Source organism: Streptomyces sp. NPDC006739 (genome assembly GCF_042869815.1).
In the GTDB taxonomy this organism is placed as follows: Bacteria; Actinomycetota; Actinomycetes; order Streptomycetales; family Streptomycetaceae; genus Streptomyces.
Genome location: NZ_JBIAGM010000004.1, coordinates 166,653 through 178,670 on the forward strand (window position 1 = coordinate 166,653; position 12,018 = coordinate 178,670).

The window sequence follows — 12,018 nt, forward strand, 5'->3', positions numbered from 1 at the left end:
TGCCCGGCCGCTACTTCCACTGGGTGGAGACACCGAAGCCGGCGGCGATGAAGCCGAAGCCGACCACGATGTTCCAGTTGTTCAGGCTGTCGATGGGCAGCGAGCCGCCCGTCACATAGAAGAGGACGATCCAGGCCAGGCCGATGAGGAACATGGCCAGCATCACCGGCGCGACCCAGGCACGGCTGTTCAACTTGATGGCGGTCGCCTGCTTCGCCGGCGGCGGCGTGTAGTCGGCCTTCTTGCGGATACGTGACTTCGGCACGAGGGTCTCTCCTGTCGATGCGCTGCGTGGCCGCGCAGGTAACTGGGTCGGGCTCGGGGGCAGCGTACAAGGGGACACTGAGGGCTCCCCCGGGCGTCCGTTAGCGTAGTGCTTCCGCGGCGCCGAAGGAGATAAGGGTACGTTGAGCAATTCTGCCGACTCCCCCGGGACGGGATCAACGGGTTCCGGGCCTTTCCGTACCCCGCGTCTGCGGCCGGTGCGGATCCTCACGGTGGCCGTCTTCGCCCTCGCGGGCCTCATCTTCTTCACCAGCTTCAACACGGCCAAGGGCACCGACATCCGTACGGACTCCTCGCTGCTGAAGCTCTCCGACCTCATCCAGGAACGCAGCCGCAAGAACAAGGACCTGGACGAGTCCAACGCGGCCCTGCGCGACAACGTCGAGTCCCTCGCGGAGAGCGACGACGGCAGCAGCAAGGCCCAGGACCGCGCCCTGTCCGGACTGGAGAAGGACGCGGGCACCCAGGGCCTCAAGGGCAGGGCGATCACCGTCACCCTCAACGACGCCCCGCCGAACGCCACCGCCAAGCTCCCCGGCTACCCCGAGCCGCAGCCCGACTACCTGGTCATCCACCAGCAGGACCTGCAGGCCGTGGTCAACGCCCTGTGGCAGGGCGGCGCCAAGGGCATCAAGGTCATGGACCAGCGGCTGATCTCCACCAGCGCGGTCCGCTGCGTCGGCAACACCCTGATCCTCCAGGGCCGCGTCTACTCACCGCCGTACAGGATCACCGCAGTGGGGGACCCGGGTGCCCTGCAGAAGGCGCTCGCCGACTCCCAGGCGATCCAGAACTACATGGTCTACGTCAATGTCTACGGGCTCGGCTGGAAAGTCACCGACGACGGGACGGTGACTCTTCCCGGCTACTCGGGCACAGTGGATCTGCACTACGCGAAGCCCGTGCCGTAGCCGCCAGCCGTCCGCTCAGGAGCCGCCGGTGCGCGTGATCGTCAGGACCGTCAGCGAACTGTGCATCACCGTAGGCGCGCTCATGGTGCTCTTCGTCGCGTACGTACTGTTCTGGACCGGGGTCCGGGCCGACAGCGCGATGAGCGACCAGATCGACCAGTTGCACCAGCAGTGGTCGAGGGCGAGCGGCACACACCGCCCGGCGGGTCCCACCGTCGCCCCGGCCGGTCCCGCGCAACCGGCGTCGTACCACTACGGCAAGCCCTTCGCGATCATGTACATCCCGCGGCTCGGTTTCACGTGGAACAAGCCCGTGCTGGAGGGCACCGGCACCGACGTACTCAAAAAGGGCCTCGCCCACTACGCCCGCACCGCCGGGCTCGGCCAGGTCGGCAACTTCGCGGTGGCCGGGCACCGGCGCACCTACGGCGACCCCTTCAAGGACTTCCCCGAGCTGCGCGCCGGGGACGCGATCGTCCTCACGGACGGCACCAGCTGGTTCACGTATCGGATCGACAAAGGGCCTTACAAAACCGTGCCGACGGACGTCGAGGTGATCGACCCTGTGCCACGTACATCGGGGTACACCCGTCCGGGCCGGTATCTGACGCTGACCACATGCGATCCCGAATGGGGTCACAGTCACCGGCTGATCGTCTGGGCGCACCTGGACGCCACCCAGCCCGTGGAGGCAGGCAAACCGGGGGCTCTGCGCCGTTAGTCTGGTGCTGTACGGCGTGAGTGCGGTGCCGTGGCGGAACGGAAGGAACGGCATGTACGGCTGGATCTGGCGGCATCTGCCGGGGAACGCGTGGGTGCGGGCGCTGATCTCGCTCGCGCTCGTCCTGCTGGTGGTCTATGTCCTGTTCCAGTACGTCTTCCCCTGGGCCGAACCGCTGCTGCCCTTCAACGATGTGACGGTGAACAACCAGTGAGCGCGCGGATCCTCGTCGTCGACAACTACGACAGCTTCGTCTTCAACCTGGTCCAGTACCTCTACCAGCTGGGCGCCGAGTGCGAGGTGCTGCGCAACGACGAGGTGTCGACGGCGCACGCCCAGGACGGCTTCGACGGTGTGCTGCTCTCGCCCGGTCCGGGCACGCCGGAGGAGGCGGGCGTCTGCGTGGACATGGTCCGGCACTGCGCCGCGACCGGCGTCCCCGTCTTCGGCGTCTGCCTCGGCATGCAGTCCATGCAGGTGGCGTACGGCGGTGTGGTGGACCGGGCGCCGGAACTGCTGCACGGCAAGACCTCGCTGGTGGAGCACGAGGGCAGGGGTGTCTTCGCGGGCCTGCCCACGCCCTTCACGGCGACCCGCTACCACTCCCTGGCGGCCGAGCCGGCCACGGTCCCGGCGGAGCTGGAAGTGACGGCCCGCACGCCCGACGGGATCATCATGGGGCTGCGCCACCGCGAACTCCCGGTGGAGGGTGTCCAGTTCCACCCCGAGTCGGTGCTGACCGAGCACGGGCACCGGATGCTGGCCAACTGGCTGGTGGAGTGCGGCGACCAGGGTGCCGTGGCGAGGTCGGCGGGGCTCGCCCCGGTGGTGGGCAGGGCCACGGCGTGACCGCGCTGCGCCCGGAGCGCGAGACCGATGCCTCGTACGGGGATCAGTCGTACGAGGCTTCCGGTGCGCACGGGGACTGGGCGTACGAGAAGGCGCCCGAGGAACCGTATCGGCCGCCGCTGGACGACGAGACGATGGCGCTGCGGATCCCCGATCCGCCGACGGCCCACGGGAGCGAGCCCATACCGGGCCCTGGAGCCGCCTCTGCGGCCTCATCGGGCTCTGGTGTCACAGGAACCCCGGCGGGCGGCCGAGCGGCCCGCAGAAAGGCCGCCAAGCGGCGCGGCGGACGGCACGGGACCCCCGTGGCCCCGGACCCGGAGCCGAGGCCGGCCGCGGGACCGGCGTCAGCGGCTTCGGGGGGCACCCCGTCGCGGGCCCCGCTCTCCCGGATGGAGGCGCGGCGCCAGGAGCGGGCGCGCAGGCCGAGCCCCGGGGTGCTGGCGAGCCGGGCGATAGGCGAGGTGTTCATCACCACCGGTGTGCTGATGCTGCTGTTCGTCACCTACCAGTTGTGGTGGACGAACGTGCGCGCGCACGCGCAGGCCGGCCAGGAGACCAGCACCCTGCAGCAGGACTGGGCGAACGGCAAGCGGGCGCCGGGTGCCTTCGAGCCGGGGCAGGGCTTCGCCATCCTGCACATTCCCAAGCTGGACGTGGTCGCGCCGATCGCCGAGGGCGTCAGCAACAAGAAGGTGCTCGACAAGGGCATGGTCGGGCACTACTCCGAGGGCGCGCTGAAGACGGCGATGCCGGACGCGAAGACGGGCAACTTCGGGCTGGCCGCGCACCGCAACACGCACGGTGAGCCGTTCCGGTACATCAACCGCCTCACCAAGGGTGACGCGGTGGTGGTCGAGACGCAGGACACGTACTTCGTGTACAAGGTGACCTCGACGCTGCCGGTGACGTCACCGTCCAACACGAGCGTGCTGAACCCGATCCCGAACGGCTCGGGGTTCACCACGCCGGGCCGGTACATCACCCTCACCACCTGCACGCCGGAGTTCACCAGCAAGTACCGGCTGATCGTCTGGGGCAAGATGGTGGAGGAACGGCCGCGCAGCAAGGGCAAGCCGGATGCGCTCGTCAGTTAAGGGCAGATGAACAGTGGCAGCGACCGCCGACGACACCGAAGAGCAGACGTCCGTGCCGGACACGGCGACCTCCTCGGGACGCCGGGGCACGGGCAGGATCGCCGCGGCGGTCAGCGTCTTCGGTGAACTCCTCATCACGGCGGGCCTGGTGCTCGGCCTCTTCGTCGCCTACTCCCTGTGGTGGACGAACGTCGTCGCCGACCGGGTGGCGCACAAGCAGTCCGACAAGGTCCGTGAGCACTGGGCCGCGGACACCGGGCCGGGCGCGCTGGACACCAAGGACGGCATCGGCTTCCTGCACGTTCCGTCGATGCGCAACGGCGAGGTCCTGGTCGAGAAGGGCACCTCGACGAGCGTCCTGAACGACGGCGTGGCCGGCTACTACACCGACCCCGTCAAGGCCACCCTCCCGACCTCCGGCAAGACGGGCAACTTCGCCCTCGCCGCGCACCGGGACGGCCACGGCGCGAAGTTCCACAACATCGACAAGGTGAGGAAGGGCGACCCGATCGTCTTCGAGACGAAGGACGACTGGTACGTCTACAAGGTCTACGCGATCCTCGACGAGACCTCGAAGTACAACGTCAAGGTCCTGACCGCGGTCCCCAGGGAGTCCGGCAAGAAGAAGCCGGGCCACTACATCACCCTGACGACCTGCACCCCCGTGTACACGTCCCGTTACCGCTACGTGGTCTGGGGCGAGCTGGTCCGGGTGCAGAAGGTGGACAGCGAGCGGACGCCGCCGAAGGAACTGCGCTGAGCCGGTGAGCCGGTGAGGTACCCAAAGGGCCCTCGGCTCCGCGCTGTGCGGTGCCGAGGGCCCTTTGGGTGAGGCGGGTCAGGACCGGATCAGCCGCCGACCCCGCCGAAGATGTTCGTACCGCCGTTCCCGTTACCGCCGTTCCCGCCGATGGTGGTCAGCGTGATCTGCGTGCTGCCCGGGTCACCGACCTGGCTGTTCCCGCCCGGGTCCTGCTTGACCACGAACGCGTTGTCGTCCGAGGACCCCGAGAACTGGATGTTGTTGAAGCCCTGCTGCTGCAGGATCTGCCGGGCGTCCTTCACGGACCGGCCGGTGACGTTCGGGACCTGCGTCTGCTGCTGGAGCTTGCCGACGTTGAGGGTCACCGGCGTGTTCTTCGCCAGCTGCGTGCCCGCCGGCGGGGAGCTGGAGACGACCTTGCCGTTCTGGTTGGGGTCGGTGGTCGGCTGGTCGTTGCAGGTGCCGGCCAGGCCCTGGGCCTGCAGGTCCGCCTTGGCCTGGTCGCAGCTCTTGCCGGTCTCGTCGGGGACGGCGACCTTCTCCTCGGCCTTGGCCACGGTGAGGGTGATGGTCGAGCCCTTCTCCTTCTCCGTGTCACCGGCCGGGTCCTGGGCGATGACGACGTCCGGGGTCTGCGTCGACACCTCGGTCTTCTTGGCCACGTCGAAGCCCTGGCTCTTGAGCTGGGCCTGCGCCTTGTCGAAGGAGATGCCCCGGACGTCCGGCACCGTCACCTTCGGCGCGCCCGTGGAGACCACCAGCGAGATCGTGTCGCCCTTCTTGACGTCCGTCCCCGCCGCCGGGTTCTGCGAGCAGACGTTGCCCTTGGGCTGGTTGTCACAGGGCTTGCGGGTGGGCGGCGCCAGCTTCAGATCGGCGTTGACGGCCATCTTCTGGGCGTCGCCGTAGCTGTTGCTGACGAAGTTCGGAGCCGCGAAGGTCTGGTCCGACGTCTTGCTGCTGACCACCCACTTGCCGATCAGGACCGCGCCGACCAGCACCAGGATGCCCGCGACGACGAGGAGGATCGTGGAGGTGTTGTTCTTCTTGGGCTGCTGGCGGCGCCGGTCGGGGCGGTCGTCGTAGCCGTAGCCGCCGTCGTCCGGGTTCATCGGGGGCAGCATGGTGGTGGCGCCGGCGCCCGGCTCGGAGCGCAGGGCCGTGGTCGGCTGGTCGTCGGGGTAGCCGCCGTAGCCGACCGAGCCCATGGCGGCCGTGGCCGCGACCGGCTGGCCGTCGAGACACGCCTCGATGTCGGCACGCATCTCGTCGGCCGACTGGTAGCGGTAGTCGGGATCCTTGACCAGCGCCCGCAGCACGATCGCGTCCATCTCGGGCGTGATCTCGGGGTCGAAGACGCTCGGCGGCTGCGGCTCCTCCCGGACGTGCTGGTAGGCCACGGCCACCGGGGAGTCGCCGACGAACGGCGGACGGACGGTCAACAGCTCGTACAGCAGACAACCCGTCGAGTACAGGTCCGACCGCGCGTCGACCTGCTCGCCCTTGGCCTGCTCCGGGGAGAGGTACTGGGCGGTGCCGATCACGGCGGCGGTCTGCGTCATCGTCATGCCGGCGTCGCCCATCGCGCGGGCGATGCCGAAGTCCATCACCTTGACCTGGCCGTTGCGCGTCAGCATGACGTTGGCCGGCTTGATGTCGCGGTGGACGATGCCGCTGCGGTGGGCGTACTCCAGGCCCTGGAGGATGCCGATGGTCATTTCCATCGCCCGCTCCGGCAGCAGCTTGCGGCCTGAGTGGAGCAGCTCGCGGAGCGTGGAGCCGTCTACGTACTCCATGACGATGTACGGGATCGAGACCCCGTCGATGTAGTCCTCGCCCGTGTCGTAGACCGCGACGATCGCGGGATGGTTGAGCGAGGCGGCCGACTGGGCCTCCCGGCGGAACCGGGCCTGGAAGGACGGGTCGCGCGCGAGGTCCGCGCGCAGCGTCTTCACCGCCACGGTGCGACCGAGCCGGGTGTCGTGCGCGAGGTAGACCTCCGCCATGCCACCACGGCCGAGCACATGGCCCAGCTCGTACCGGCCGCCGAGGCGACGCGGCTCTTCCATAGCTACCTACCAGCCCTCTCCGTCGGTCCCGGCCGCCACGTCTGTGTGCGGCCGGAGGCTGCCGTCCGGGCCTACCGTACCCGGCTCGCTCTGTGTGACCTGGCCAAGCCCGTAACCCGATACAGGACCGGTATCGCAACGTGCACCGATGTGAAAGGGACGTGAGCGGGGTCACTTCTTGGAGTTGATCACTGCCTCCATCACGCTCTTCGCGATCGGGGCGGCCAGGCCGCCACCGGAGATGTCGTCACGGTTGGCGTTCTCGTCCTCGATGACCACGGCCACGGCCACCGGCGAGCTGCCGTCGCTGAGCTTCGCGTACGACAGGAACCACGCGTACGGGTTCGCGCTGTTGGCCACGCCGTGCTGGGCGGTACCGGTCTTGCCGCCCACCGTGATACCGCCGCCGATCTGCGCGTTCTTGCCGGTGCCGTCCTTGACGACCGTCTCCATCATCGACTGCAGGATCTGGGCGTTCTTCGGGCTCAGCGGCCGGCTCAGCTCCTCCGGCTGGGTCTGCGCGACCGTGTCGACGTTCGACGACTGGAGCTTGTCGACCATGTACGGCTTCATCAGCTTGCCGCCGTTGGCGACCGCGGAGGCGACCATGGCCATCTGCAGCGGGGTGGCGGCGGTGTTGTACTGGCCGATCGAGGACAGCGCGGTCTGCGACTGGTTCATCTGGTCGGAGAACACCGAGGCGCTGGAGCGGACCGGGGTGAACTGCTCGGCGTCGAAGCCGAACTTCTTGGCCTCGGCCAGCATCTTCGCGTTGCCGAGGTCGGAACCGATCTTGCCGAAGACGCTGTTGCACGAGTACTGCAGGGCGACCCGCATGGTCGCGTTCTTGCAGGGGATGTTGCCCTCGTTCTTCAGCTGGGTGGTGGTGCCCGGCATGGTCCACGGCAGCGGCGAGTCGGTCGGCTGGTCGGCGGAGGTGTACTTGCCGTTCTCCAGCGCGGCGGCCGCGGTGACCACCTTGAACGTGGAGCCCGGCGGGTAGGTCTCGCGCAGGGCCCGGTTCAGCATCGGGTCGGCCGGGTTGTTCTCCTTCTTGAGCTTCGTCCAGGCCGTGGTGTCGCTGCCGGTCGAGTTGCCCGCGAAGGACGAGGGGTCGTACGACGGGTAGGAGGCCAGCGCCAGGATCTTGCCGGTGGACGGGTCGAGGGCGACCACGGCGCCCTTGCCGCCCCGGTCCTTGAGGCCGTTGAACGCCGCCTTCTGCGCGTCCGCGTTGAGGGTGGTGACGACGTTGCCGCCCTGCTTCTGCTTGCCCGTGAGCATGTCGAGGGTGTTGCGGAAGAAGAGCCGGTCGTCGGTGCCGGTGAGGATGCCGTCCTCGATGCTCTCCAGCTGGTTGGCGCCGAAGGCCTGGGAGGCGAATCCGGTGACCGGCGCCCACATGGGGCCGTCCTTGTAGGTGCGCTTGTACTTCAGGTCGTTGTTCTTCGTCTCGACGGACCCGGTGATGGGGTCGCCGTCGACGATGATGTCGCCGCGCGGGGTGGCGTAGCGGGCGATGGTGACCCGGCGGTTGGCGGGGTTCGTCCTGAGGCTGTCGGCCTTGACGTACTGCAGCCAGTTGTCCCTCAGGAGCAGGGCGAAGACGAGGAGGCCGCAGAAGACCGCGATCCGGCGCAGGGGCTTGTTCATGACGGGCGGACCACCTGGGTCATCTCGGCGTCGGGGGTGGCGGCGGGCGCGGGCGCCGGGCGGCGGGCGGTGTCGCTGATGCGGATCAGGATGCCGATGAGCACCCAGTTGGCGATGACGGAGGAACCGCCGTACGCGAGGAACGGCATCGTCATACCGGTCAGCGGGATGAGGCCCATCACACCGCCGGCCACGACGAAGACCTGGAGGGCGAAGGCGCCGGAGAGGCCGATGGCGAGCAGCTTGCCGAAGGGGTCGCGGGCGGCGAGGGCGGTGCGCACACCGCGCTCCACGATCAGGCCGTAGAGCAGCAGCAGCGCCATGAGGCCGGCCAGGCCCAGTTCCTCGCCGAAGGTGGCGAGGATGAAGTCGGAGTTGGCGGCGAAGCGGATCAGGTCGGAGTGGCCCTGGCCCCAGCCGGTGCCGAGGGTGCCGCCGGAGCCGAACGCCCACAGGGCCTGCTGCAGCTGGTCGGAGTGGACGCCCTTGACACCCGGGGTGCGGCTGAGCGTGTACTCGCGCATCGGGTCCAGCCAGGCCTGCACACGCACCTGGATGTGCGGTTCGAAGCTGGCCACGCCGACCGCGCCGGCCGCGGACATCAGCAGACCGAAGACGATCCAGCTGGTCCGCTCGGTGGCGACGTACAGCATGATCACGAACATGCCGAAGAACAGCAGCGACGTACCGAGGTCGGTCTCGAAGACCAGGATCAGGATCGAGATCGCCCAGACGACGAGGATCGGGCCGAGGTCGCGGCCGCGCGGCAGGTACAGACCCATGAACCGGCGGCTGGCCAGGGCCAGCGCGTCGCGCTTGACCATCAGGTAGCCGGCGAAGAAGATCGCGAGCACGATCTTGGCGAACTCGCCGGGCTGGATGGTGAAGCTGCCGATCTGGATCCAGATGTTGGCACCGAAGACGTTCGCGCCGAGGCCCGGGACCAGTGGGAGCAGCAGCAGGACCAGCGCGGCCGCCATCGAGATGTAGGTGTAGCGCTGCAGCGTGCGGTGGTCCTTGAGGAAGATCAGCACGGCGACGAACAGCGCGATGCCCATCGCGGTGTAGATCAGCTGGTTGGTGGCCTTGCCGCCGGACACATGGATGCTCTGCAGCAGCTTGGACTGGTCGAGCCGCCAGATGGCGACCAGGCCGAGCCCGTTGAGCAGGGTGGCGAGCGGCAGCAGCAGCGGGTCGGCGTACGGGGCGAACTTGCGCACGACGAGGTGGCCGACGCCGGCCAGCAGGCCGAGGCCCAGGCCGTAGCTCAGCAGGCCGGCGGGCACCTTGTCGTTGATGGCCAGGCCCACGTTGGCGTAGGCGAACACCGGGATGGCGACGGCGAAGACCAGGAGCGCCAGCTCGGTGTTGCGGCGGCTCGGCGTGCCGATCGAGCCGATCGTGGACGTGTGGTGCGTCGACGGGTTGGTAGTACTGCTCATCGTGTGACGGGGCCTCTCACGGCTTGCCTACTGCTTACCGCACAGCGAGACGACCTTCTGCTCATCCTCCGAGAGGGTGGGGCCGGGGCTGGGGGTCGCGGACGGTGTCGTGGACGGAGACTTCGGTGGTGCGGTAGTCGAGCCCGACGGGTGGGGTGTCGGTGAGGCCTTGGACGTGAGAGCGCTACGGGTGGTTCCCGTGGTGCCCTGGGCCTGGCCCTTGCCCGTCTTGGACTTCTGCTGGTTCTGGGCGGCCTGGCGCTGGGTCTCCTTCTTGCAGGCGGACGCCTGCACGGCCAGCTCCTGGACCTTCGACCGGGCGTCCTGCAGACCGCCCTCCGTGATCGTGTTCTTGACCTGCTTCTGCTGGTAGGGCGGCAGGTACTTGAGTTCGATCTCGGGGTGATCCTTCTCCACCTTCGACAGCGACACCCAGGCCAGGTCCTGGCTGATGCCGCGGTAGAGCGCGACGTGCTCGTCGTTGGCGCCGACGTAGTACTGCGTCTGCGTCCACCGGTAACCGCCGTACAGGCCGCCGCCGATGACGGCGAGGACCAGGGCGCCGTAGAGGGATCTCCTGAGCCACCTGCGGCCCTTGCGGGGCTTGACGAAGTCGTCGTCGGTGTAGTCGCCGAAGCTGCCGGCCGGGATGTAGCCGGTGGTGTCGCCGGAGCCGGGCGGGCCGAACTCGCCTCCGCCGCCCTGGCCGTGTGCCTGGCGGCCGAGGTGGGAGGCGCGGCCGGCCGGGGTCTGCATGATGCCGTTGTCGTGCAGGTGGTGCTGGTTCTCCGCGACGGCACCGACCACGACCGGGGTGTCGGACAGCTGCCCGGCGAGGGTGTCGTTGGTGTCCAGGTCGAGGACGTCGGCGACGATGACCGTGATGTTGTCCGGGCCGCCGCCGCGCAGCGCGAGCTGGATCAGCTCCTGGACGGTCTCCTGCGGGCCCTGGTAGCTGGCGAGGGTCTCCTCCATGGTCTGGTGGGAGACGACGCCGGAGAGGCCGTCGGAGCAGATCAGATAGCGGTCGCCGGCCCGGACCTCGCGGATGGACAGGTCGGGCTCGACGTGCTCGCCGCTGCCCAGCGCGCGCATGAGCAGGGAGCGCTGGGGGTGGGTGGTCGCCTCTTCCTCGGTGATGCGGCCCTCGTCGACCAGGCGCTGCACCCAGGTGTGGTCCTGGGTGATCTGGGTGAGGAGGCCGTCGCGCAGCAGGTAGGCGCGGGAGTCGCCGACGTGCACCAGGCCGAGGCGCTGTCCGGTCCACAGCAGCGCGGTCAGGGTGGTGCCCATGCCCTCGAGCTGCGGGTCCTCCTCGACCATGGCGCGCAGCTGGTCGTTGGCGCGCTGTACGGCGTGGCCGAGGGAGGTGAGGATGTCGGAGCCCGGCACGTCGTCGTCGAGCGTGACGAGGGTGGAGATGACCTCGGAGGAGGCGACCTCGCCGGCCGCCTGGCCGCCCATGCCGTCGGCGATGGCGAGCAGCCGCGGACCGGCGTAGCCGGAGTCCTCGTTGCCCTCGCGGATCATGCCTTTGTGCGATCCGGCGGCGAAACGCAGTGACAGACTCATGCGCACCTCGCCCGTCGGCTCCGGGTACATCCGCACGGTGCCCACCCTCCGGTCGGGAGCGCGCCGGAGACCGGGTGGCGGCCTGCCGCTGCGTGCTCGCTCCGCTCGCGCCTATTCATGATGCAGCACTACTTCCGCAGCTCGATGACGGTCTTGCCGATGCGGATCGGCGCGCCCAGCGGGATCGGCGTGGGTGTCGTCAGCCGGGACCGGTCCAGGTAGGTGCCGTTGGTGGATCCGAGGTCCTCGACGATCCAGTTGCCGTCGCGGTCCGGGTAGATCCTGGCATGGCGGCTGGAGGCGTAGTCGTCGTCCAGCACGATCGTGGAGTCGTGGGCGCGGCCCAGGGTGATGGTCTGGCCCTGGAGCGCGACGGTGGTGCCGGTCAGGGTGCCTTCGGTGACCACCAGCTTGCTGGGGGCGTTGCGCCGCTGCCGGCCGCCGCCACCGGCGGCCTGCTGGCCGCGCTGCTGCGGGGGCGCGGCCTGCTGCCGGGCCGTCTGCGGCTGCGGACGGGCCGCTTCCCTACGCGATCCGCGCTGGGTGACGCGCGTACCGAACAGGTCGCTGCGGATGACCTGCACGGCCACGATCACGAACAGCCACAGTACGGCCAGGAAACCCAGCCGCATGACCGTGAGGGTCAGCTCTGACAT

Annotated in this window: 12 protein-coding genes; 6 read left to right on the top strand and 6 right to left on the bottom strand. The window is 69.0% G+C overall.

Features of this window, described 5'->3' with window-relative positions:
• Positions 1 to 10: 10 nt before the first annotated feature.
• Positions 11 to 265 carry a cell division protein CrgA gene (gene crgA, locus ACFYMM_RS10555; protein WP_388385451.1) on the bottom strand — a complete coding sequence of 85 codons (255 nt, stop codon included), beginning with the start codon at positions 263 to 265 and terminating at the stop codon, positions 11 to 13.
• A gap of 142 nt (positions 266 to 407) precedes the next feature.
• On the opposite strand from crgA, the gene ACFYMM_RS10560 reads away from it, so the two are divergent.
• Genes ACFYMM_RS10560 through ACFYMM_RS10585 form a run of 6 tightly spaced genes read left to right on the top strand, consistent with a single transcriptional unit; the run spans position 408 to position 4,623 of the window.
• On the top strand, positions 408 to 1,196 hold the full coding sequence (locus ACFYMM_RS10560) for a DUF881 domain-containing protein (protein ID WP_388385452.1): 789 nt from the start codon (positions 408 to 410) through the stop codon (positions 1,194 to 1,196).
• A gap of 28 nt (positions 1,197 to 1,224) precedes the next feature.
• Positions 1,225 to 1,917, top strand: a complete 693-nt coding sequence (locus tag ACFYMM_RS10565) for a class E sortase (protein WP_388385453.1) — start codon at positions 1,225 to 1,227, stop codon at positions 1,915 to 1,917.
• Between the two features lie 52 nt (positions 1,918 to 1,969).
• Complete coding sequence (locus ACFYMM_RS10570; RefSeq protein WP_388385454.1) at positions 1,970 to 2,131, top strand: hypothetical protein; 162 nt, start codon at positions 1,970 to 1,972, stop codon at positions 2,129 to 2,131.
• On the top strand, positions 2,128 to 2,766 hold the full coding sequence (locus ACFYMM_RS10575; protein ID WP_388385455.1) for an aminodeoxychorismate/anthranilate synthase component II: 639 nt from the start codon (positions 2,128 to 2,130) through the stop codon (positions 2,764 to 2,766). The genes ACFYMM_RS10570 and ACFYMM_RS10575 overlap by 4 nt, the downstream gene beginning before the upstream one ends.
• Positions 2,763 to 3,863, top strand: a complete 1,101-nt coding sequence (locus tag ACFYMM_RS10580) for a class E sortase (RefSeq protein ID WP_388385456.1) — start codon at positions 2,763 to 2,765, stop codon at positions 3,861 to 3,863. Before ACFYMM_RS10575 ends, ACFYMM_RS10580 begins: the two co-directional genes overlap by 4 nt.
• 13 nt (positions 3,864 to 3,876) lie before the next feature.
• Positions 3,877 to 4,623, top strand: coding sequence for a class E sortase (locus tag ACFYMM_RS10585; RefSeq protein WP_388385457.1), 747 nt, complete (start codon positions 3,877 to 3,879; stop codon positions 4,621 to 4,623).
• A gap of 89 nt (positions 4,624 to 4,712) precedes the next feature.
• Here the strand turns inward: ACFYMM_RS10585 and pknB are convergent, their stop codons facing one another.
• The 5 genes from pknB to ACFYMM_RS10610 form a co-directional block, all read right to left on the bottom strand.
• Positions 4,713 to 6,695, bottom strand: coding sequence for a Stk1 family PASTA domain-containing Ser/Thr kinase (gene pknB, locus ACFYMM_RS10590; RefSeq protein WP_388385458.1), 1,983 nt, complete (start codon positions 6,693 to 6,695; stop codon positions 4,713 to 4,715).
• 171 nt (positions 6,696 to 6,866) lie between these two features.
• Positions 6,867 to 8,348 (bottom strand): peptidoglycan D,D-transpeptidase FtsI family protein, encoded by a 1,482-nt coding sequence (locus tag ACFYMM_RS10595; protein WP_388385459.1) that lies wholly within the window; start codon positions 8,346 to 8,348, stop codon positions 6,867 to 6,869.
• A complete protein-coding gene (locus ACFYMM_RS10600) occupies positions 8,345 to 9,790 on the bottom strand; it encodes an FtsW/RodA/SpoVE family cell cycle protein (protein WP_388385460.1) in 1,446 nt (481 codons plus the stop codon). The genes ACFYMM_RS10595 and ACFYMM_RS10600 overlap by 4 nt, the downstream gene beginning before the upstream one ends.
• A 27-nt stretch (positions 9,791 to 9,817) precedes the next feature.
• Entirely contained in the window at positions 9,818 to 11,392 is a 1,575-nt protein-coding gene (locus ACFYMM_RS10605; protein WP_388385783.1) for a Stp1/IreP family PP2C-type Ser/Thr phosphatase, read from the bottom strand.
• Between the two features lie 98 nt (positions 11,393 to 11,490).
• Complete coding sequence (locus ACFYMM_RS10610) at positions 11,491 to 12,018, bottom strand: FHA domain-containing protein (RefSeq protein ID WP_388385461.1); 528 nt, start codon at positions 12,016 to 12,018, stop codon at positions 11,491 to 11,493.